The following is a 21403-nucleotide window of genomic DNA, read 5'->3' as shown; positions in this document are numbered from 1 at the left end:
CCGGACTTACTCGTTGACCAGCAGGATCTTGCCCACATGCTGGGAGTCGGCCATCAGCTGGTGGGCCCGGGCCGCCTCGGACAGGGGCAGGACCTCGTCGACGATCGGCCGGACCGCGCCGGACTCGATCATGGGCCACACGTGCTCGCGCAACGCCGCGACGATCTCGGCCTTCTGCTGCCCCGAGCGCGAGCGCAAGGTGGTGCCGAACACCGACTTGCGCTTGAAGACCAGCTCGACGAGGTTGAGCTTGCCCTCGAAGCCGCCCTGCATGCCGATGATGACGAGCCGTCCGTCGAGATCGAGCGAGCGCACGTTGCGCTCCAGGTAGTCCCCGCCGATGACGTCCAGGATGACGTCGTAGGGGCCGAAGTCCGCGAAGTCCTCGGTGCGGTAGTCGATCGTCACGTCGGCGCCGAGCTCGCGCACCCGCGCGGTCTTGGCGGCGCCGCTGACGGTGGTGACGACGCGCGCTCCCAGGGCCTTGGCGATCTGGATCGCCATCGTGCCGACCCCTCCCGCGCCGCCGTGCATCAGGAAGGTCTCGCCCTCGGCCAGTCGCGCGGTCATGACCACGTTCGACCACACCGTGGCCGCCGCCTCGGGCAGTGCCGCAGCCTCGACCAGGCCGACCCCCTCGGGCACGGGCATCAGTTGCTCGGCGGGGACGGCGACCTGCTGTGCGTACCCGCCGCCGGTCAGCAGCGCGCACACCTCCTGGCCCACCTGCCAGCCGCTCACCCCCTCGCCCAGGGCGCTGATCCGGCCCGACACCTCCAGCCCTGGGTACGGCGAGGCGCCCTCCGGCACGAGATACAGCCCCAGCCGCTGGGCGACGTCGGCTCCGTTCAGCGCGGTGGCGGCCACGTCGATGACCACCTCGCCCGGTGCGGGCGCCGGGTCGTCGACCTCGGTCCACTTCAGCACCTCGGGACCGCCCGGCTCCGTGATCGTGATCGCCTTCATGGTGTTCGTCTCCTGTCGATGAAGGGCCTGGCCTGCGGCGTTCCAAGCTGTCATGGAATGCCGGAGTAATGTTTACACTGCTTATATTACGTCAAAGTATGCACTGCAAACATGAGGTCCGGCAGGCACAGGTCAGCGCAACTCGCCACCGGGCGGCGGGCGAGCCGTTCGCGGAGGCCGGTATAGAGGCTGCGATCTACCTCGATGTGCGGTAGCAGCGGAATCAAGCAGGACGGGATACGCCACTGCCTGGGCATATCCAGCTCGGGCCCGGCGACCGAAGCGGCGGAATCGCCGCCCGAGTGATCGCGGGCGGGCCTTCGTAGCGGTGTGAGACGGGGTTTCACCTGCTTGGGCATGTCGCCAGGTGGTTGGACCGCGAGGGTGACACGATCGCGTATGTACTGGTCCGCCGATCGTGGGGGAAGACATCCATGCATGCTCCGAATTCAGCGCCGGACGCGGCAACCGCGGGCGGGGCGGCTTCCCGGCAGGCGGTGCTTTTCACCGGAGCGCGGGTCTTCGACGGCCGTTCGGACGAGCTGACCGCGCCGACCAGCGTGCTGATCGCCGACGGGAAGATCGCCGCGATCGGCGGTCACTCCCGCGGAGGGGGCGAACACGGACTTGGCCTATCACGGGCTGTACGGCGCGTCGATGGCGAAGCTCTACCTGTCGCGCGGCTACACCACGATCCGGGACACCGGCGGCAACACCTTCTCGCTGAAGAAGGCGATCGACGCGGGGATCACCGACGGGCCCCGGATCTTCCCGTCCGGGCCGATCATCTCCCAGACCTCCGGGCACGGTGACTTCACCCCGGCGGCCGAACCGTCCCGCCTGGTGGGAGGGCATCGCGACCCCATGCAGAAGCTCGGGCATCTGCTGGTGGTCGATGGCGTTCCGGAGATGCTGCAGGCGGTGCGCTACGTGCTGGGGCGCGGCGCCTCCCAGATCAAGCTGGCCGTGAGCGGCGGCTGCGCCTCCGAGCGGGACCCGCTGGACATCGCCGAGTTCACCGCCGAGGAGATCGAGGCGGCGGTGAAGGTGGCCGGCGACTGGAACACCTATGTAGCCACCCACGTCTACAACCCCACCGGCATCCGCCGCGCCGTCGAAGCCGGCGTACGCACCATCGAGCACGCCAACCTGATAGACGCCAAGACGCTGGAGCTGATGAAGGACCACGGGACCTGGCTGAGCCCGCAAGTCAGCGTCTACGTCAACGACCCCCACGGCTTCGACCCGGCGCTGAAGAAGAAGTTCGCCCAGGCCCGTGAAGGGCTGGACGTGCTGTTCAAGCTGGTGAAGAAGACCGGGTTCGACCGCGTCGGCTTCGGACCGGACATCATCAGCGCGCCGGACACCCTCGCGAAGGTCAATGAGGAGTTCGTGAACCGGACCAAGTGGTTCAGCCCGGCCGAGATCCTGTGCCAGGCGACCGGCAACAACGGCCGGATGCTCGCGCTGGCCGGACCGCGCAACCCCTATCCCGGCGCCCTCGGGGTGATCGAGCCCGGCGCGCTGGCCGATGTGCTGCTCATCGACGGAGACCCGCTGGCCGACCCGTCCGTCCTCGCCGACCCTGAGCGGAACCTGGCGGTCATCGTGAAGGACGGGCAGGTGTTCAAGAACCTGCTCGATCCCGGTAAGTAGGCGTCCCGCCGCCCGCCGGAGGGACTGCCGGGGCGGGCCCGGGCTCCTGGCCTTTCCTGTCCCGGCGGCACACGTCCCGCTCCGGTGGCCCAGGCCGACGGACGCCGACGACACCACCGCTGGAACCGGTTCGCCGCGGATGGACCAGCTCAAAGACCTGCAGTCCCTGCGCGGCGTCGGGAGGTGAGGGAGGCCCCACCCCGCTCGGAGCCGCCCACGCCCAAGCGGATCGAGCGGCTAGCAGGTGCGGACAGCGGGTGCGGGAGGCAGTCTTGGCCACAGCTACGCGGAGGGCATCGGTGACCAGAGTCCGGTCGCGGTTCCCTCCTCGACGTGCTTGCGATAGATGACGACCTTGTCATGGATGATCTCTAGGCTGGCCGTCAGATCGGCGATCCTGTCCCGGACGGTTCTTTCGTGCTCCTCCAGGAGCGCGAGCCGCTCCGCCTCGTTGCCCGGACCAGACCGGACGAGCCGAGCGAACCTCTTCAGGGTGGCGATGGGCATGCCGGATTCTCGTAGCCGGTTGCACAACAGGAGCCACTCCACGTCCGCCGGTTCGTAGACGCGCTGTCCTCCGGCCGTGCGCGGAATCGGACGGATGAAGAGTTCCTCACGTTCGAAGAACCGCAAGGCGTGCACGCCCAGGCCGGTCGCCTTGGCGACGTCTCCGATGGACAGGCCGTCCGCGTTCCTGCTCATGCCGCACCGCCATAGCTTGACCTAGATTGCACTCTAGATTTTAACGTCGAGCACATGACAATCACGCAACACAAGATCGGCTCGGGATACAACGCACGCAGCACGGCGGACGACGTCCTGGCCGGCATCGACCTGTCCGGCAAGAACGTCCTGATCACCGGCGGCTACTCGGGTCTTGGACTGGAGGCCACGCGCGCGCTGGCCCGTGCCGGGGCGCATGTCATCGTGCCCGCTCGCCGCCCTGCCGTGGCGGCACAGGCGCTGTGCGGCATTCCGCGAACGGAGGTGTGGGAACTCGACCTGGCGGACCCCGGCAGCATCCGGACGTTCAGTGACCGGCTCCTGGAGACCGGCCAGCGCCTCGACATCGTCATCGCCAACGCGGGTGTCATGGCCTACCCGAACACGCCCATCGGTCCGGGTTGGGAAGCGCACTTCGCCATCAACCACCTCGGGCACTACGCCCTGGTCAACCGCCTGCGTCCGGCCCTGGCCCCTACCGGGGCGCGAGTGGTGTCCGTCGCCTCGTCCGGGCACTTCTTGTCGGACATCCGCTGGGACGACCCGCACTTCCGCCGCGGCTACGACCACTGGCTTGCCTACGGGCAGTCCAAGACGGCCAACGCCTTGTTCGCCGTCCATCTCGACGCCCTCGGCGCAGCCAGTGGCATGCGTGCCTTGGCGGTGCACCCGGGCAGCATTCTTACTCCGCTGCAACGGCGTATCCCCCGCGAGCAGCAGGTCGCCCAGGGCTGGATCACCTCGGACGGCCGCCAGGCCGACGGCTTCAAGACCCCGGCGCAGGGTGCGGCGACGGCCGTGTGGGCGGCCACCTCGCCCCTGCTCGACGCGTACGGCGGCGCGTACTGCCAGGACTGCGACATTGCCGAGCCCGCGACCACCGAGGACATGCTCGTCGGCGGCGTCAAGCCGTGGGCGACCGATCCCGATTCCGCATCTCGGCTATGGGCCCTCTCCGGCGAACTCACCGGGCTGGATTGCTTCTCCTGACCCAGGGGTGAGGTCACGCGCCACACCTCGTGCGCCTGCCGGAGAGCAGGGTGTCTTGAGCATTACGCAGCCGAAGGGCTGGAGGCCGGTGCCGTGACCGGAGACGTTCGCCGGTGCCGCTGTCGATAGCGCAGGGGCGCCTCGCCCACCTCTCGCTTGAAGGCGGTGCTGAAGGCGCTCTCGGAGGTGTAGCCCAGCTGCGCGGCCAGTTCCCCGATCCGGACGTCGCCGTCGCGCAGCGCCCGCCGGGCCAGCAGCATCCGCCAGGAGCTGAGGTAGGTCAGTGGCGGGACACCGGCAACGGAGCGGAAGCGCACGGCGAACGACGTCCGCGACATCGCCGCCGCACGGGCCAGTTCCGCCAGCCCCCAGGGCCGGCCGGGTTCGCGGTGCATGAGGGTCAGCGCGGGGCGCAGGCTGTCGTCGGTCAGCGCCCGCAGCCACCCCGGCGGCAGTTCGGCCTGGTTCAGGTACGCCCGGAACACCTCCAAGATCAGCAGCTGGGCGTGCTGGCGTACGGCGAAGGCCGCGCCCATCCGCTCGGCCGTCACCTCCTCGACCAGCCGGTCGACGCCCGCCCGCAGGGCGGGCGCGGCGGTGTGGCAGGAGCGAACGAGCGCCACCGGCGGCAGCGCCTGCGTCAGCAGCGCCGCGCCGGCCTGGTTCAGCTCGACGTGACCGCCGAGGATGACGTCGTCGGCGGCGAAGTCCGCACCGCCGACGCGCAGGGCGTAATCACCCGGCTCAGGCACGAACTCGACCGGCGGACCGTCACCGGTGCCGCCCTCGGCACGCATCCAGGAGCGGCCGGTCAGGACTGCGACGTCACCGGCCTCCATCTCGATCGGGGTCTCCAGCCCGTCGGCCGACAGCCGGCACCGGCCGTGCACCATCACCGTCAACTTCAGCGGGCTCGTGATCACCGACCGCGTGACCCATCGTCCCCCCACCGCGAACGCGCCGGAGACCTGGCCGCGCACCTCAAGGAGATCGAACACCTCCGACAACTGATCGACCACCACGCTCCGAACTATCGCGAAGGAAATCCGCACCGTCAAGCATTCATCGTTCGCCCGATCTCACCCATGCTGGAAGCGTGACCCACTCCTCGGAAATCCGGCAGCCACCCGGCTCCGGCTGCACCGCGACGGAAGGCGAAGGGCTCGCCGGGCCCTCCACCTGGGCAACGGGAACGATCCTCAAGGAGCACTCCATGGCACTCAACGACTCTGCGAAAGACCCGACGACATACGCTGCCGGCATCCCGGTGCCGGACCCCGAGCCCGTCTCCTCGTACCACCCCGTCCTGATCGATGTCCCAGGGCGCCCCGTTCCGCTGGCGGTTCGCGTGACGGCTCCGGCCGTCGGCAGTGACCTGCCGGTCATCGTCTTCTCGCACGGACACGGCCCGTCGACCTTCGTCCCCTCCTTCTACGGATACGGTCCGCTCGTGAACTTCTGGGCCGCGCACGGCTTCGTCGTGATCCAGCCCACGCACCTCGACGCCACGTTCCTCGGCCTGCGGGAGGCCGGCGATCCGGATGCGCCGCTGTACCTGAAGTCGCGCGCCGACGATCTTCGCCAGGTCGTGGACCACCTCGGCGAGATCGAACGCGCCGTTCCGGGACTCGCTGGGCGCCTGGACCCAGGCCGCATCGCCGCTGTCGGTCACTCGGCCGGAGGTCACACCGTCGGCCTGGTCTCGGGACAGACCATCGCCGACACCAGCGACGGGTCGACGGTCGGAGCCGTCGACGACCGCTTCAGCGCCCGCGTCATGATCGCCGCTCCCGGCTGCGGCGAAGACCTGAACGGTCCCGCGGCGCAGCTCTACACCGCACTCACCAGCACCGGGTTCGACGGCATGACGCCCAAGGCGCTCATCGTCGTCGGCGAGAAGGACTGGAACCCCTTCTTCTCCGACCGGCAGGACTGGCGCAGCGACCCCTACGTCGCGGCGCCCGGGCCGAAGACCCGGCTGGAGATCTTCGACGCCGAGCACGGGCTCGGCGGCATCTCCACCTTCGACGCGGTCGAGACCACCGACGAGAACCCCGACCGGGTTGCCGCCGTACGCGCGCTCATCTGGGCCTACGTGCGGAGCGAGCTCTACCCCGATGATCCGGCCTGGACGCGGGCCACCGCAGCGCTCGACGGCAGCACCACCCCGATCGGACGCGTCGAGTCCAAGTAGACCCCTGCGTACGCTGACGTGCTGTACCGCGGGCCTCGCTCAGCGGGCCAATCCCGGCCGCCGTCGTGCCCCAGCCGTCGAGCTGACGCTTCCGGGCGGCCGGGCTGTCTGTCAGTTGAGGCGGGTGATGCGGCCCAGCGCCGGGGGCTGGAGCGGGCTGTTCGCGCGGATGTGGGCCTCCAGCGCCTCGATGTCGCGTACCTTCTCGACCCGGTCGGTGCCCTCGGTGAGCACGCTGAACCCGTCGCCGCCCTCGGCGATGAAGGAGTTCGCGGTCACCCGGTACTTCTCGGCAGGGCTGATCGTCGTGCCGTTGAGCTTGATGGTCGCCGGGTCGATCTTGTCGCAGGCGGGCCTGGCGTTGTCGTAGGTGAAGGTGAGCCCCTGGGAGACGCCGAGGACGCGGGGCGTGCCCTGGCCGCACCACTGCTGCTCCAGGAAGCGCTCGACCTGCGCACCGGTCAGAGTCATCGTCACGAGCATGTTGCCGAACTGCTGGACGCGGATCGCCTCCCCGTGAGTGACCAGGTTGGCCACGTCGTTGCCCATGGCCGAGGCGTACAGGTCGCCGCCGATGCCGCCGCCGTACGGGGGCTGGACGGCGATCTGGGCGCCGCCGGTCTCCGGGGACGAGGTGGCGGCGAGACGGGCGTCGGCGAGGGCGTGCCCGATCGTGGACTCCCCGGCGGCGTTGCGGCTCGCGGTGAGGTCACGGTGGATCATGCCGATGGGCCGGTCCATCAGCCGGTGGGCCTGCTCGTCGGCCCGGCGGCGCAGCGCGGCGATCCGCGCGTCGGGCCGGATGTCGTGGGTGGTGGTGATGTTGTCGGCCTTCGCCGCGACCGGGTTGCCGGTGGCGCGGTCGACGGTGAGCTTGATCCGGGTGACCTCGCGGCCGAAGCCGGACGTCTGGGTGACGGGAATCCCGTTGATCACGCAGTTGTACGGGTTGTGCGTGTGGCCGGAGAACACGGCGTCGACCTCGGGGTCGAACTTGGCCACGATGTCCTTGACCGGCCCTGCCAGGTTGCCGCACGCGTTGGGCAGGCCGCCGCCGGTCTGGCCGCCGCCCTGGTGGAGCAGGACGACGACGGTGCGCACGCCCTTGGCCTTGAGTTCGCCGACGTAGGTGTTGACGGCTTCGGCCTCGTCGCGCCCTTCCAGCGGGGCGGTGGGGGAGGGAGCCTCGAACAGGGACCTCTTGTAGGTCACGCCGATGACGCCGACCTTGACGCCCTTCACCGTCTTGACGATGTAGGGGTCGAAGGCGGGCTTGCCGGTCGTGGTGTCGACGATGTTCGCCCCCAGGTAGGGGAAGGATGCGCCGGCGAAGCGGCCCAGCACGCAGCCGGTCGGGTGGCAGCCGCCGTTCTCCAGCCGGCGCAGCTCGGTCAGGCCGCGGTCGAACTCGTGGTTGCCGACGCTGGAGGCGTCCAGGCGCATGAGGGACAGCGCCTCGATGCCCGGCTCGTCGTGCATGACGGCGGAGGCGGGGCTGTTGATGATGTTGTCGCCTACCGCGAGCCGCAGCGTGCCGGTCGGGTTGTCGCGCTGGAGGCGGTCCAGGTGCGCCGCCAGGTATTCGGCTCCGCCGGCCTCGATCGGGCCGTCCGGCGTCATGGCGACGCTGGACGGCAGCGCCGAGTGGAAGTCGTTGATCCCGAGGAGCTGGATGTCGACCGTGTCGGTCGTGGCGGCGGTGGCGGCCTGGACGGGCAGCAGGGCTGTTCCGCCCAGCAGCAGCGTGGTGAGCAGGTTACGCATGTGCGTCCCTTCGGGGGGTGTCTGTCGCGGGGCGAGCGTAGCCACGCCTCCGCGAAAAAGTAAAGACTCCCGTAGATGGGTGTAGGTCAGGGGAATTATTAACACGACCATCCGTCCCGACCCAGCTCACTCTGGTGAACTATTGACATACAGAACATGGATGGAGCAAATTTCTCACATGGCCGAGCCGGCAGAGAACTATTCCTCCATCCTCACCCGCATCCGTGGCGTCGAGCCCACGCTGACCGCCGCCCACCGGCGCATCGCCAAGATGATCCTCGCCGAGCCCGCCGCCGTGGCCGCGTCCACCATCACCGAGCTGGCCGAACGCTGCGCCACCTCGCTGACCACCATCACCCGGTTCTGCCGCGAGCTGGGGCTGGCCGGCTACCCCGAGCTCCGGCTGGCGCTCGCCGCCGAACAGGGCCGGACGAACGCCAATCCGCGCGATACGGCGCTCATCGCCTTCTCTCCCGACGACCCGGCGAGCGTGGTGCTGCGCAGCCTGCTGGCCAGCGACGTGCGCGCCATGGAGGAGACCGCGGCGCACCTGGACGTCACCGCCGTGGACCGGGCGGTCTCCGCTCTCGTGCGGGCCAGGTTCATCGACTTCTTCGCGGTCGCGGGCAGCGCCGGCGTCGCCATGGACCTGCACCTCAGGCTGCACGCCATCGGCCGGCCGTGCGCGTTGTGGACCGACGTGCACAACGCCGTCTGCAGCGCCAACGCGCGAGACCATCGCGACGTGGCAGTCGGCATCTCCCACTCCGGCACCACGGCCGAGGTCGTCGAGCCGCTGACCATCGCCAAAGAGCGCGGCGCCACCACCATCGCCGTCACCAACTTCCCCCGCAGCCCGCTCGGCGAGGTCGCCGACGTCGTCCTGACCACCGCGGCGCGCGACACCCCCTTCCGTGCCGGAGGAGTGGCCGCCCGCCACTCCCAGATGCTCGTCCTGGACTGCCTGTACATCGGCGTGGTCCAGCGCACCCACGAGACCAGTGACCAGTTGCTGACCGCCGCCACGGAGGCGGTGGCCAAGCACCGCCTGCCCCAACGCTGACCAGGAGCCTTCATGCGTCTGGCCCCCCTTGCCGCCGCCGTCCTGCTGTCGGTCGCCGCCTGCGCGCCCAGCTCGCCCTCGACCCCCGCCCAGTCCCAGGACAAGGTCACCCTGTCCGTCTGGGGATGGGGCCCGGAGGAGAACTTCGACAAGATGTTCGCGGCGTACGAGAAGCTCAACCCGGGCGTCGACGTCGACGCCCGCTCCTTCACCACCTCCACCGAGTACGACACGATCCTCGCCACAGGGCTGGCCGGCGACAGCGGCCCCGACCTGGCCTGGCTGCGGGCCGGCCCCAAGATTCAGCCGCTCGTCGAGGCGGGCCGGCTGCTGCCGCTGGAAACCGCCGACATCCCCGGCCTCAAGGACTACGACGAGGACGTGCTGCGCTCCGCCAAGGGCGACAAGGACGGCAAGGTCTACGGGGTCCCGTTCGCCGTACAGACCCTACAAGTGATCTACAACAAGAAGATCTTCGCGGACAACGGCCTCACCCCGCCGCAGACCTGGGCCGACATGATCGCGGCCGCCGAGAAGCTGAAGGCCAAGGACATCGTCCCGTTCGCGTTCGGCGGCAAGGACGACTGGATGCTGCCCATCGTGGCCGGCATCTTCGGCACCGCCAACTGGGGCGGCGACGCCTTCCTCGACGACGTCCGGGCCAAGAAGAAGAAGTTCACCGACCCCGCGTTCGTCGCGGGCATCGACCAGCTCAACAAGCTCCGGCCCTACTTCCCCGACCACATGACGGGCGTCTCCTACACCGACGCGCAGATTCTCTTCTCGTCCGGCAAGGCGGCCATGTTCCCCGGCGGCCTGTGGGAGCTGAACTTCTTCACCGAGAACGCCAAGGACATCGACCTGGGCGTGTTCACCCCGCCCGCGCCCGGCGGCGGACCCGGCCTGATGCCCGGCTTCACCGACGGCTCGTACGGCATCAACGCCAAGACCAAGCACAAGGCGGAGGCGTTGAAGTTCGCCGCCTGGCTCGCCTCCAAGGAGTACGGCCAGCTCTACACCGACACGTTGCGGGTCTTCTCCGCCGTGCCGGGCGTCACGCCCACCGACCCGCTGCTCAAGGAGGTGTCCACCACCTTCGACAAGCAGGGTGCCACGTACTTCATGAACGAGTTCGCGTACGGCAACCCGTCCTCGCAGACCGTCTTCTCCAAGGCGCTGCAGGAGATGCTGCTGGGCCGCATCACCGCCGAGGAAGCGGCCGGGCAGCTCGACCAGAGCGTGGCCACATGGCTGTGAGCACCACCCGGCGGGGATCGTCGCACCTGTTCCTGATCCCCGCCTTCCTGCTGTACACGCTCTTCGTCATCTATCCGCTGCTCACCGGGCTGAGCTACAGCGTCTTCACCTGGAAGGGCACGCTCCGCGACACCTTCGCCGGGTTCGCCAACTACGTGCACCTGCTCACCGGCTCGTTCCTCGACCAGCTCCTGCCCGCGCTCGGCCACAACTTCCTGCTGTTCGCCGGCACCATGCTCGTGCAGAACACGCTCGGGCTGGCCCTGGCCCTCGCGCTGTCGCGGGCACGGCGGGGCAAGCGCGTCCTGCAGACGATGTTCGCCCTGCCGTACCTGGTCAACCCGCTCGTCATCGGCTACCTCTGGACCCTGCTGCTGAGCCCGACGTTCGGGCCGGTCAACGCGCTGCTGCGCGGCGCCGGGCTGGACGGGCTGGCGATGCCCTGGCTGGGCGATCCCGCCACCGCACTGCCGACCGTCATCGCGATCACCACCTGGCAGTGGGTCGGCTTCCCCATGCTGCTGTTCAGCGCCGCCCTCGGCGGCATCCCGCAGGAGTACGCCGAGGCGGCCACGACCGACGGGGCCAACGCGTGGCAGGTCTTCTGGCGCATCACGCTGCCGCTGCTGCGCCCCGCGATGGGCACCATCACGATCCTGAGCTTCATCGGCAGCATGAACACCTTCGCCCTGGTGTACGCGCTCGGCGGCTCCAACGGCGCGCCCGCGGGCGCCACCGACGTCCTGGGCCTGCTGTTCTACCGGGCGGCGTTCGCCTCGGGCGACGTCAACGCCATGGGCACCTCCTCCGCGCTGGCCGTCCTCATGTTCACCTTCATCTTCGGCTCGACCCTCCTGCTCGAACGCGTACTGAGGAGGAAGGCGTGAAAACCCTGTGGATCAAGCTGCTGCTGTGGGGTTACGCCGTCTTCTCCATGGCGCCCCTGGTCGTGATGCTGCTGAGCTCCTTCCGGCCGACCAGCGACATCTTCGACGACCCGATCGGGCTGCCCGCCGGGCCGGAGTTCGGCAACTACGTCAAGGCGTGGACCGAGGCGTCCTTCTCCACGTACGTCATCAACTCGCTGGTCGTCGTGGTGACGGCGGTGCTGCTCGGCGCCGCCGTGTCGCTGCTGGCCGCCTATCCGCTCGGCCGCAGGCGCTTCACCGGGCGCGGGCTGTTCACCGCCTACTTCATCTCCGGCATGACCCTGCCCGCGCACCTCGGCGTGCTGCCCCTGTTCTACCTGCTGGAGAGCATGGGGCTGATCGACTCGCTGCTCGGCCTGATCCTCGTCTACGCGGCCGGATCGGTCCCGTTCAACGTCTTCGTGCTGACCGCGTTCTTCCGGCAGCTTCCCGCCGAGCTCGACGAGGCCGCCTCGCTGGACGGGGCCGGGCCCCTGGCGACGTTCTGGCACGTGATGCTGCCCCTGGTGCGGCCCGCCATCGCGACCGTGATCGTCTTCCAGTTCGTACCCCTGTGGAATGACTTCTTCTACCCGCTCGTCCTGATGCGCGACGAGAGCAAGCTGACGCTGCCCGTCGGGCTCACCCACTTCTTCGGCGAGTTCCAGAACGACTGGGGGACGTTGTTCGCCGGGCTGGTGATGACGACGGTCCCCCTCGTCGTGCTCTTCGTCCTCGCCACCCGCCAGATCGTCGCCGGCCTCACCGCCGGCATGAACCGTTGAGGAGCACCCTGTGGACCTTGTGACAGCTTTCGCCGACGAGACGCGCGAACGCGTCGACGAACTTGTGGCGACCCAGTTGCCGGCCATCAGGCAGGCGGGCGCGCTGATCGCCGGCGCGGTGCGGGCAGGCGGGGTGGTCCACGCCTACGGCACCGGCCATTCCGAGGCCGCCGCGCTGGAGCTGGCCGGGCGCGCGGGCGGGCTGATCCCGGCCAACCGGCTCGCCCTGCGCGACCCCGTGGTGCTCGGCTCGGCCAAACCCGGCGACTTCGACCCGCTGGCCGAGCGCGATCCGGACACCGCCCACCAGGTGCTGGCCCTGCACACGATCGACCCCCGGGACGTCTTCGTGATCGCCTCCAACTCCGGCGGCAACGGCTCCACCGTGGAGATGGCGAAGCTGGTCAAGGAGCGCGCGCTGCCGCTCGTCGCGATCACGTCGATGGCGCACACGAGCGCGATCACCTCACGCCACCCGTCGGGCGAGAGGCTGTTCGAGCTGGCCGACGTCGTGATCGACAACCTCGCACCGTACGGCGACGCGGTCCTGCAGACCGAGCACGGCCCGGTGTGCGGCATCTCCTCGATCACCTCGGCGCTGGCCGTGCAGCTGATGGTCGCCGAGGCGATCGGCCTGCTGAGCGCGGCGGGGATGGTCCCGCCCACCTACCTGTCGGCCAACATCCCCGGCGCCGACGCGCACAACGACGCCCTTCAGGCCCGCTACGCCGGGCGCATCAGGATCGGTGCGCTGTGACGCTGACGATCGCGGCCTTCTGGCCGCCGCCTCCGCACGAGACCACCGTGGCGCGCTACCGGCAGATCGCCGACGCGGGCGTCGATCTGGTCATCACCGGAAACTACCTCAACGACGCGATCTCCATCCGGCACGCGCTGAACTGCGCCGACGAGGCGGGGCTCGGCGTACTGGTCGCCTCCGACCCGAGGATCGAGGTGCTCATGCGCGACCTCGACCCCGGCGAGGAGCAGACGAGGGCGCTGATCGGGCGGGTGATCGACGACTACCGGGACCACCGCTCGTTCCGCGGCCTCAGCCTGATGGACGAGCCGATGCCTGACCGGTTCGGACGCCTGGCGATCGGCGTGTCGGCCGTGCGGTCGCGCGGCTTCCTGCCGTACGTCAACCTCTTCCCGAGCCACGCCACCGGCCCGTACGACGAGTACGTGGGCGGCTTCGTGTCGGCCGTCCGGCCCGCCCTGCTCTCCTTCGACCGCTACCCCTTCCTCTCCTCCGGCGACGACCCCGGCTACTTCGCCGATCTGGCCACGATCCGCGCCCACGCCGCCAAGGCCGAGGTGCCGGCCTGGATGTACGTCCAGACACTCGCCTACGACGGGCACCGCACGCCCACGGCCGCCGAGATCGCCTGGCAGGTCAACACCGCGCTGGCCTACGGCTACACCGGCATCCAGTACTTCACCTACTGGACGCCCGACCCCTCGCGAGGCGAAGGCTTCCGGCCGGCCCTGGTCGACGACGGGCGGCCCACCGAGCGCTACGCCGCGGTCCGCGAGCTGAACACCCGCTGGCTGCGACCGGTGGGGGAGGAGCTGGCGCGTCGGCCGTGGATCTCGGCCGGGCACACGGGCCCGCTCCCCGACGGCGCGCGCCCTCTCCGCGACGGTCTCGTCGCCTCGGGCGAGGTCGTCGCCGGCCGCTACGGCGAGCGGCACCTGTTCGTGTGCAACGCCCGCCACGACACCGCCACCACCGTCACGCTCGCCGCCCGGGCCTGCGCCTTCGACCCCGCCACCGGGTCCTACGACCCGTGCCCCGCCACCTTCACCCTCGACCCCGGCGCCGCCCGGCTGCTGCGGCGGGAATCCTGATGCTCTTCGCAGGCGTCGACGCGGGCGGCACCTCCACCCGCGTCGCCGTGCACACCGCGTCCGGCGCCAGAGTCGGGCACGGCACGGCCGACGGGGGCAACCCGGCCGCCCACGGGCCCGGCCCGGCAGGCGCGGCGATCGCGGCGGCCCTGCGCCAGGCGATCCACGCTCTCCCCGTCGCCGAGGTGACCGCGTCCGTGGCCGGGGTCGCCGGGGCCGACGACGCCTTCGCTCCCGTGCTCGACCGGATCTGGGCCGAGCACGGTCTGACCCACCGGCCCAGCCTGGTCAGCGACCTCACGGTCGCCTACGCCGCGGGCACACCCGCGTCGGCCGGCACGCTGCTGCTCGCGGGAACGGGGGCGGCCGCGGCCCGGTTCGCGAAGCGGGAGATCGACGGCGTGGCCGACGGGCTCGGGTGGCTGCTCGGGGACGAGGGCGGCGGCTTCTGGATCGGCCGGGCCGGGGTACGGGCCGCGGTCCGCGCCCTGGACGCCGGATCACCGCACGGCCCCCTCGCCGAGCTGGTCTCACAGCGGTTCGGCGCCTCCGGCCCGCCCCGGCGACGGGCCGACCACATCGTCCGAGCAGCGCAGGCGGACCGGATGGCGCTGGCGGCCAGCGCCCCACTGGTCGGGCAGGCGGCCGACCTGGGCGACCCCGACGCCCGCGCGATCGTCCACGAGGCCGCACGACGCCTGGTGGCCACGGCCCGCCGGGTACACTGCGCCGGACCGGTCGTGCTGGCGGGCGGAGTCCTGGCCAACGACGGCCCGGTCCGCAGAGCCGTCATGCGGTCACTGACCGGACCGGAGCCCGTACCGGCCATGGCGGAGGTGACCGGTCTGCGCACCGCCCGCGACGGGCCGGGCGCGGCGAGCTGGCTCGCCGCCCTCGAACACCTGGGAGACAGCCGGGCGCGGGCGGCACACCTGCGGTTCACCACCGCGGACGGATGACGGTTGGTCGCGGTGATCGTGGTCACCTGCCGCGTAGTCCTTCGACCGGACGATCTGCCCGCAGGTCACTTCAGGCCGTTGGCGGCGGTGTCCCGCTGGGGACGGAGCGGCCCGAGGGTGAGCGGCGTCCGGACCACATTGGGGGCTGCCCATCGCATCCCCGGACCTCGTTGACGCAACCCGGCCAGCAGGGGCACCGGACGGTAGCTCTCATCATCGAACGAGCCCCGGACTCGGCGGGAGCGTGCGGCAGGCCGGGGTCAGCCCTGGGCGCGAGCCGCCTGGCTGTGCGGCCGGACAGGGGCAGGTCGAGGGACTGGGTAGGTCAGCTCCAGTTGGCCGACCTGGGGGTGCCACAGCCGTTCGGCGCCGTCGTGGCGGATGCGGACGTCGTGGGCGGCCCACCGGCTGCGGAACTCGGTGCTGAGGGTGGACAGCTCGCCGATGAGTTCGCGCAGGGCCCGGTCGTGGGGCTCGCGGCCGGCCTCGGCGCGCAGCAGTGCCGCGGTCGCGGCAGGCCGTCCTGATGGTGAATCCTGCGGGGATCGAGCCCGACCTCATCCTCGCCCTGTGCCCTTCAGCGCGTGTTGAGCGGCGCGTGCGTGCTCGCGGGCCGTCTCCGTCCGTCCCATGCGGTCGGCCAGCTCGGCGAGGACCTGATGGGTGGAGCCCCAGCACGCGCTGCCGATCCCGAGCACGACGAGCAGGTCGGCGGATGGCAGGAGCGTCTCGTACAGGTCGTGCGGCGAAGGGGTGCCGAGGCGGGCGGCGACGAGACCCCAGACGGGGGTGAGGAAGTCGGCGGTCCAGTCCTGCCTGATCCGGGCGCCCCACCGGGCGATCAGGTCGTGGGCGAGATCGGTCCGCCCGGATTCGGCGGCGGCGAGGATCGCGAGGGGCCGGACGGGCTCCAGATGGCGCTCCTCGGCCGCGGCCAGGAGGTCGTCCAGCACCGTGCCGCTCTCACCGTGGGCCCGGGCGCGGGAGTAGGCGGTCGCCAGCCGCCGGTACGGCGCGCCCCACAGGCTGGAGCCGTACCGCGGCGACGCGTGCCCGGTCGCGAGCTGTTCCACCTGGTCCCAGTCGCCGTCGAGCATGTGGCGGCCGGTCTGCGCGATGCGCACCATCGCCTCCAGGTCCGGCCGCCGGTCGCGGTCGAGGAGGCGTTCGCAGCGGGCCAGCTCGCGGTCCCACTCGTCCAGCTCCGCCGTACGCAACAGGCAGGCCAGGCGGGTGACGCGGGCGACCAGTTCGGTGCTCGGCGACAGTCCCGGCAGCGCCGCCATCCGTTCGGCGACGGCCCGGCGCTCGTGGGTACGGCCGGGCACGAAGGCGGCGAGCAGGTGGTTGCTCAACGTCCGCGCCTGCAGCATGCGGTCGCCGGTCCGGCCGGCCAGGTCGATCGCCTGCGCGGTGAGGCGTTCGCCTTCGGCCTGCCTCGGGCCGTAGTGCAGCTCGACGCCGAGCGTGCCGAGCAGCCGGGCCCGGTCGTCGTCCGGGAGTGGCCCGTCGAGCAGACCTTCGAGGGCTGCCACGATCCGCTCGTCGACCTGACCGTAGGGCCGCCAGTACCAGAGCGCGGGCGTGCCGAAGAAGCTGAGCGCGTTGATCATGGCGGTGCGGTCGCCGAGCCGGTCGGCCAGCTCGATGGCTTCGAGCAGGTCCCGCTCCGCGGCCTCGGCATCGCCGTTGGCGCGCCTGGCGTGCGCCTGGCCGATCAGCAGCCGGGCGCGGGTGGCCTGGTCGCCGGGCGGCAGGTGGGTCAGGGCGAGCTGCCAGAACTGCACGGCCTCGGTGTGGGCGAGCTGGCGGGCCGCGTGCTCCGCCGCGCGGGCGGCGTGCCGTACAGCGTCGGCGGCGCCGCCGACCTTGGCGGCCTGGGCGAAGTGGTGGGCCAGCGTGGCGGCTTCGGCCTCGGCGGTGTACGGCTCCAGCGCCCGCCCGACGCGCAGGTGCAGGCGGGCTCGCTCGACCCGGGACAGCTTGCCGTACAGAGCTTGGCGGACCAGAGCGTGGCCGAAGCGGTAGTCGGGTCCGTCGGCGGGCTCGGTCAGCAGTCCCGTCGCCACAGCCGGTTCCAGGGCGAGCATGACCTCCTCCGCCGATCTGGAGGTGACGGCCACGAGCGTCTCGACGTCGAGCTCGCGCCCCACGACCGCCCCGGCGCGCAGGAGCTCGCGGGTCTCCTCCGGCAGGCGGGCGACCCGGCGGTCGATCACGTCGCCCGCGCCCCTGGGCACGGCGGTGGGGTCGCGGCGCTCGCTCTGCCGCAGCCGCAACACCTCGCCGAGGTAGAACGGGTTGCCGCCGGTGCGCTCCAGCAGCGTGCCAGGTTCCTCGTCGAGGTTCCTGGCGCGCAGGTAGGCTGCGACTTCCTCCAGGGTGAACGAGGTCAGCTCCAGCCGGTCCGCCCCGTGCTGGCGGGCCAGCGCGGCGAGCGTGTCGCCCAGCTCTTGGGGGTGGTCGCCGGGCTCGGGACGGACGGTGACGACCGCCAGGACCGGGAGCCGCGAGAAGGGGCCGGCCGCGTAGGCGAGCAGCCGCAGCGAGGAGGCGTCGGCCCAGTGCAGGTCGTCCAGGATCACCAGGAGCGGCCAGGGGTCCTCGGTGAGGGCCGCGACGGCCTGTTCGAACCGGCCGTACAGGGTCGGTTCGAGGGCCTCACCCGACAGCGGCTCGCCCGCGTGGCCGCTCTGCCGGATGATCTGCGTCCAGGGCCAGAAGGCGGGAGCCGTACCCTCCGCGCAGCGCCCCCAGGCGACGCGGAAGCCGCGCGCCTGCGCCAGCTCGGCCGCGACCTGGGCGAGCCTGGACTTGCCGACGCCCGCCTCGCCCGTGACCAGGACGACGCCGCCCCGGCCCGCGCGGGTCTCGGCGAACCGGTGTTCCAGCACCGCGAGCTGGTCCGACCTGCCGATCAGCGTGGTCGTCGCGGGCGCGGGCGCCGGGGCGGGCGGGCTGGGCGGTTCAGGGGCAGGTGTGGCCGGGCGCAGCTCCGCCGTCTGGCCGAGCACGGCCTGTTCCAGGGCGCGCAGTTCGGGTCCCGGATCGAGGCCGAGATCCTCCGACAGCCGGTCCCGCACACGGCGCAGCGCCGCCAGCGCGTCGGCCTGGCGTCCGGAGCGGTAGAGGGCGAGCGCCAGCAGCGCCCATCCGCGCTCGCGGTAGGGGTGTGCTTCGACGAGGTCGTGCAGGCCGGGGACGAGCGAGGCCGCCTCGCCGAGTGCGAGCCGCGCGTCGAAGCGGTCCTCCAGCGCCGCGGTCCGTACCTCGGCGAGCCGCGCCACGGTGGGCCGCGCGAACTCCTGGCCGGCGAACTCCCCGAGCGGATCGCCCGTCCACAGGGCCATGGCGTGGTCGAGGGCCGAGATCGCCTCCTGGTGCTCGCCGCGCGCCAGGGCCAGCCGCCCTTCCTCGGCGTACGAGACGAAGCGCCCGAGGTCCACCTGGCCGGGAGCGACGGCGAGCAGGTAGCCGGGCTCGCGGGTGAGAAGCACCCTCGGCGGGGTGCGCGCCGCCCGGCCGGGCTCCAGGATTCTGCGCAGGTGCGCGATGTACGCCTGCAGCGTGCGGGTGGCTCCGGCCGGTGGCTCGCCGGTCCAGAGCTCGTCGATCAGCCGGTCGAGCGAGACTACGCGACCCGGCTCCAGCGCCAGCATCGCCACGAGCGCCCGCTGCTTGCGCGTGCCCAGATCGTACGGCTCGCCGGAGGCGTCGGAGACCTGCACCGCACCGAACAACCGAAACGCCAGCATCATCCCACTTTGCCGATAGATTCCCCGAGGTCACAGCATATGCCGCCCGCCTCAACCGGACCTCAGCTCGACCCCAGCTCGACCCCAGCTCACCTGCGAGAGCCTTGCTCCAACGCCGACGAAGGGGATGCGACATGAACATCGGGGACGAACTGCGCAGTGTGGTCAGGGGCGCCGTGCTCGCGGCCGGGGACGACGGCTTCGAGCAGGCTCGCCGCCCGTGGAACCTGGCGGTGGAGCAGCCCGTCCGCGCGGTCGTGGAGGCCGCCGACGCCGACGACGTGGCGGCTTTGGTACGGCACGCGCGCCTGGCCGGTCTCACCGTCACCACCCAGCCGAACGGCCACGGCGCCAGCGGTGACGTGGACGACGTGATCCTGCTCCGCACCGGCAGGCTGGACGAGCTGGTGATCCGCCCGCAGGAACGGCGGGCCCGAGCGGGTGCCGGCGTGAGCTGGGGCCGGGTGCAGCAGGCGGCGAGCCGGCACGCGCTCACCGGACTGGCGGGCAGTTCCCCGGTGGTCAGCGTCACAGGCTACACGCTGGGCGGCGGTCTGAGCTGGTTCAGCCGCAAGCACGGGTTCGCCGCCTCCAGCGTGCGCGCCTTCGCCGTCGTCGACGCCGACGGTGCTCGTGCCCGGGTCGACGCCGACAGCGACCCCGACTTGTTCTGGGCCCTCCGTGGCGGCGGCGGTGACTTCGCGATCGTCACCGCCGTCGAGTTCGACCTGCACCCCGCTCCCGCCCTGTACGGCGGGCGGATGCTGTGGCCGGGCGACAAGGCCCGCGACGTCCTCGCGGCCTACCGGGAGATCACCGCCGACGCGCCCGAAGAGCTCACCGCCTGGTACGACCTCCTGCGCTTCCCCGGCGCCCCGCCCATGGTCGCCGTGGACGTGACTTTCCTCGGCTCGCAGGGGGACGCCGAACGGCTGCTCCGCCCGCTCGACAAGATCGACGGCGGGCTGTCGGACTCCCGCGCCATGATGGCCGTCGCCGACCTGCCCGCCATCACCGCGGAACCCACCGATCCCGGCGCCGGCCGCTCCCGGGCGGAACTGCTGACCGGGCTGGGACCGGATGTCGCCGACGTGCTGCTGGAGCGGCCCATCGACCCGCTGCTCAGCGTGCAGCTCCGGCACCTGGGCGGCGCACTGGTCCGCCCCTCGGACACGGCCGCGGGCCACCTGGCCGAGCCGTACGCCCTCTACCTCTTCGGCCTGTCCCCCACCCCGGAGGCGGGCGCCGCCGTCACCGAACGGCAACGCGAACTCAGCACCTCGCTGCTGGCGCACACCAGCGGGCGCAAGCCGTACACCTTCCTCGGCCAGGGGGAACGCGCCGCGAGCGCCTTCACGGGCGCGACTCTGGCCCGCCTCCGCGACCTCAAGCACGCCCGCGACCCGCACGGGGTCTTCCGGAGCAACTTCCCAGTCCTCGCCTGAGCTCGCGGCCGGCCGGGGTGCGGGTGTCGCCGCCTCCATCGGCGTCCCGCCCTCGGCCTACCGCCAGTCCTTCCGCACCGCGGACAGCGCCATCGACCGAACGATTCGAGGGCATGATCGGACCAGTCCGGCTTCACCCCGTACAGCTCTCGGCCGAGGCCTGTCAGCCTGCCGCCGGGCGCTGCCCGCTGTCATGGCGAACCGTCCCGAGGGGGATGCAGTTGTCCGGGGTTCCGGTACGTACCCCCTCGCACAGTTGAGCCCGCGACAGGTCGGCCTTCTCCGGTACCAGTTGCCAGGCGCGGGTCCAGTACGGAGTGTCCGCCGCCAGGTCGCCGAACTGCTTGGAGACGCCGGTGCCGTACTCGGGGGAGTGCATTTCCTCTTCGGTGAAGTAGTTGGTCCCGTTGTCCATGCCACCACAGCCGACCTGACTGTTGGCGTCCTGGGCGGCCTTGCAGCCGTCGTAGTGAACCACCCAGTACGCCTGGGGATGCGGGGCTTTGAGGGGGCGTCCCGGAGCGCTGGTGACCTTCAACACGAGCTGGATGTAGGTCAGGCCCAGCGGCGCCGGGGATTGCGGAGCGTCGGGACTGAGCTGGGCGTCCACGATCTGAACGGAGTGCGGATAGGGCCCCTTCTTCACAGACAGCACCGGACCGCGTCCCTCGAACGAGGCACCCGATGGAGAGGGTGACGGGCTCGCCGTGGCAGGCGTCTCTGGCGTGACCGCCAGGTCGGGGGCAGACCGGTCCCCTCCGCACGCAGCGAGAAGAGCACTGCAGGCGAGGGCAAGACCGCCTCGCGCCCACCGGACCAGGTGCATGCGTCCACCGTTCCCCATCGATCCTCCCATTGGCTGCAACGGGGTCGCGCTCCCAGCCACCCCCTTCTGATCTTGGAACACAGTAGCGAAAGCGGTTCTTCAGGCTTTAGAGGGGCATCTAATCTTCTTTCGTAATGATCTGTCCGTATCGGAGCCAGCGCCGCTATCCGATCCTGCCGGTGCTGGTCGCTCAGACGCGGTCGATCAGCTGGGCGAGGTCGGGGCGTTGTTCGATCAGGCGGTGGCGGCACGCGAGCCGCA

The 21403-nt window shown here is 71.1% G+C and carries 18 protein-coding genes; 11 read left to right on the top strand and 7 right to left on the bottom strand.

What is annotated here, in order from left to right:
• Positions 1-6 precede the first annotated feature (6 nt).
• Entirely contained in the window at positions 7-966 is a 960-nt protein-coding gene (locus ACBI99_RS01760; protein ID WP_364184560.1) for an NAD(P)H-quinone oxidoreductase, read from the bottom strand.
• A gap of 657 nt (positions 967-1623) precedes the next feature.
• Here ACBI99_RS01760 and ACBI99_RS01755 point away from each other — a divergent pair.
• Positions 1624-2622: an amidohydrolase family protein gene (locus ACBI99_RS01755; protein WP_375071531.1), complete on the top strand. Its 999-nt coding sequence runs from the start codon at positions 1624-1626 to the stop codon at positions 2620-2622.
• A 282-nt stretch (positions 2623-2904) separates the two neighbouring features.
• On the opposite strand, the gene ACBI99_RS01750 is transcribed toward ACBI99_RS01755, so the two are convergent.
• Positions 2905-3324, bottom strand: coding sequence for a MerR family transcriptional regulator (locus ACBI99_RS01750; RefSeq protein ID WP_357591837.1), 420 nt, complete (start codon positions 3322-3324; stop codon positions 2905-2907).
• A 54-nt stretch (positions 3325-3378) separates the two neighbouring features.
• Here ACBI99_RS01750 and ACBI99_RS01745 point away from each other — a divergent pair, with 54 nt between their 5' ends.
• Entirely contained in the window at positions 3379-4335 is a 957-nt protein-coding gene (locus ACBI99_RS01745; RefSeq protein WP_219503077.1) for an SDR family NAD(P)-dependent oxidoreductase, read from the top strand.
• Between the two features lie 62 nt (positions 4336-4397).
• On the opposite strand, the gene ACBI99_RS01740 is transcribed toward ACBI99_RS01745, so the two are convergent.
• Complete coding sequence (locus ACBI99_RS01740) at positions 4398-5357, bottom strand: AraC family transcriptional regulator (protein WP_375071530.1); 960 nt, start codon at positions 5355-5357, stop codon at positions 4398-4400.
• Between the two features lie 191 nt (positions 5358-5548).
• On the opposite strand from ACBI99_RS01740, the gene ACBI99_RS01735 reads away from it, so the two are divergent.
• A complete protein-coding gene (locus ACBI99_RS01735; RefSeq protein ID WP_357591841.1) occupies positions 5549-6529 on the top strand; it encodes a chlorophyllase in 981 nt (326 codons plus the stop codon).
• A gap of 111 nt (positions 6530-6640) precedes the next feature.
• Here ACBI99_RS01735 and ACBI99_RS01730 read toward each other — a convergent pair whose 3' ends face one another.
• Positions 6641-8293, bottom strand: coding sequence for a bifunctional metallophosphatase/5'-nucleotidase (locus ACBI99_RS01730; RefSeq protein ID WP_357591843.1), 1653 nt, complete (start codon positions 8291-8293; stop codon positions 6641-6643).
• A 178-nt stretch (positions 8294-8471) separates the two neighbouring features.
• On the opposite strand from ACBI99_RS01730, the gene ACBI99_RS01725 reads away from it, so the two are divergent.
• The 7 genes from ACBI99_RS01725 to ACBI99_RS01695 are packed head-to-tail and all read left to right on the top strand — an operon-like array spanning position 8472 to position 15116.
• On the top strand, positions 8472-9356 hold the full coding sequence (locus ACBI99_RS01725; RefSeq protein ID WP_375071529.1) for a MurR/RpiR family transcriptional regulator: 885 nt from the start codon (positions 8472-8474) through the stop codon (positions 9354-9356).
• 12 nt (positions 9357-9368) lie between these two features.
• A complete protein-coding gene (locus ACBI99_RS01720; protein ID WP_357591844.1) occupies positions 9369-10613 on the top strand; it encodes an extracellular solute-binding protein in 1245 nt (414 codons plus the stop codon).
• A complete protein-coding gene (locus ACBI99_RS01715; protein ID WP_219503038.1) occupies positions 10604-11500 on the top strand; it encodes a carbohydrate ABC transporter permease in 897 nt (298 codons plus the stop codon). Before ACBI99_RS01720 ends, ACBI99_RS01715 begins: the two co-directional genes overlap by 10 nt.
• Positions 11497-12306 carry a carbohydrate ABC transporter permease gene (locus ACBI99_RS01710; protein WP_375071528.1) on the top strand — a complete coding sequence of 270 codons (810 nt, stop codon included), beginning with the start codon at positions 11497-11499 and terminating at the stop codon, positions 12304-12306. Before ACBI99_RS01715 ends, ACBI99_RS01710 begins: the two co-directional genes overlap by 4 nt.
• A gap of 10 nt (positions 12307-12316) precedes the next feature.
• Positions 12317-13063 carry a sugar isomerase domain-containing protein gene (locus ACBI99_RS01705; RefSeq protein ID WP_219503036.1) on the top strand — a complete coding sequence of 249 codons (747 nt, stop codon included), beginning with the start codon at positions 12317-12319 and terminating at the stop codon, positions 13061-13063.
• Entirely contained in the window at positions 13060-14157 is a 1098-nt protein-coding gene (locus ACBI99_RS01700; RefSeq protein ID WP_375071527.1) for a hypothetical protein, read from the top strand. Before ACBI99_RS01705 ends, ACBI99_RS01700 begins: the two co-directional genes overlap by 4 nt.
• On the top strand, positions 14157-15116 hold the full coding sequence (locus ACBI99_RS01695) for an N-acetylglucosamine kinase (protein ID WP_375071525.1): 960 nt from the start codon (positions 14157-14159) through the stop codon (positions 15114-15116). Before ACBI99_RS01700 ends, ACBI99_RS01695 begins: the two co-directional genes overlap by 1 nt.
• A gap of 260 nt (positions 15117-15376) precedes the next feature.
• On the opposite strand, the gene ACBI99_RS01690 is transcribed toward ACBI99_RS01695, so the two are convergent.
• On the bottom strand, positions 15377-15574 hold the full coding sequence (locus ACBI99_RS01690) for a hypothetical protein (RefSeq protein ID WP_375071675.1): 198 nt from the start codon (positions 15572-15574) through the stop codon (positions 15377-15379).
• Between the two features lie 99 nt (positions 15575-15673).
• Complete coding sequence (locus ACBI99_RS01685) at positions 15674-18874, bottom strand: BTAD domain-containing putative transcriptional regulator (protein WP_375071524.1); 3201 nt, start codon at positions 18872-18874, stop codon at positions 15674-15676.
• A 131-nt stretch (positions 18875-19005) separates the two neighbouring features.
• Here ACBI99_RS01685 and ACBI99_RS01680 point away from each other — a divergent pair, with 131 nt between their 5' ends.
• Positions 19006-20316 carry an FAD-binding oxidoreductase gene (locus ACBI99_RS01680; protein WP_375071523.1) on the top strand — a complete coding sequence of 437 codons (1311 nt, stop codon included), beginning with the start codon at positions 19006-19008 and terminating at the stop codon, positions 20314-20316.
• Between the two features lie 163 nt (positions 20317-20479).
• Here the strand turns inward: ACBI99_RS01680 and ACBI99_RS01675 are convergent, their stop codons facing one another.
• Positions 20480-20971 carry a hypothetical protein gene (locus tag ACBI99_RS01675; protein WP_375071522.1) on the bottom strand — a complete coding sequence of 164 codons (492 nt, stop codon included), beginning with the start codon at positions 20969-20971 and terminating at the stop codon, positions 20480-20482.
• Positions 20972-21403 lie beyond the last annotated feature (432 nt).

It is taken from the genome of Nonomuraea sp. ATR24, from assembly GCF_041950485.1.
In the GTDB taxonomy this organism is placed as follows: domain Bacteria; phylum Actinomycetota; class Actinomycetes; order Streptosporangiales; family Streptosporangiaceae; genus Nonomuraea; species Nonomuraea ceibae.
This window is presented reverse-complemented; position numbering and strand designations above follow the sequence as displayed.

Coding starts and splice junctions, on each gene's coding strand:
- ACBI99_RS01760 (WP_364184560.1), bottom strand. CDS start 966: ATGAAGGCGATCACGATCACGGAGCCGGGCGGTCCCGAGGTGCTGAAG.
- ACBI99_RS01755 (WP_375071531.1), top strand. CDS start 1,624: ATGGCGAAGCTCTACCTGTCGCGCGGCTACACCACGATCCGGGACACC.
- ACBI99_RS01750 (WP_357591837.1), bottom strand. CDS start 3,324: ATGAGCAGGAACGCGGACGGCCTGTCCATCGGAGACGTCGCCAAGGCG.
- ACBI99_RS01745 (WP_219503077.1), top strand. CDS start 3,379: ATGACAATCACGCAACACAAGATCGGCTCGGGATACAACGCACGCAGC.
- ACBI99_RS01735 (WP_357591841.1), top strand. CDS start 5,549: ATGGCACTCAACGACTCTGCGAAAGACCCGACGACATACGCTGCCGGC.
- ACBI99_RS01730 (WP_357591843.1), bottom strand. CDS start 8,293: ATGCGTAACCTGCTCACCACGCTGCTGCTGGGCGGAACAGCCCTGCTG.
- ACBI99_RS01725 (WP_375071529.1), top strand. CDS start 8,472: ATGGCCGAGCCGGCAGAGAACTATTCCTCCATCCTCACCCGCATCCGT.
- ACBI99_RS01720 (WP_357591844.1), top strand. CDS start 9,369: ATGCGTCTGGCCCCCCTTGCCGCCGCCGTCCTGCTGTCGGTCGCCGCC.
- ACBI99_RS01715 (WP_219503038.1), top strand. CDS start 10,604: ATGGCTGTGAGCACCACCCGGCGGGGATCGTCGCACCTGTTCCTGATC.
- ACBI99_RS01695 (WP_375071525.1), top strand. CDS start 14,157: ATGCTCTTCGCAGGCGTCGACGCGGGCGGCACCTCCACCCGCGTCGCC.
- ACBI99_RS01685 (WP_375071524.1), bottom strand. CDS start 18,874: ATGATGCTGGCGTTTCGGTTGTTCGGTGCGGTGCAGGTCTCCGACGCC.
- ACBI99_RS01680 (WP_375071523.1), top strand. CDS start 19,006: ATGAACATCGGGGACGAACTGCGCAGTGTGGTCAGGGGCGCCGTGCTC.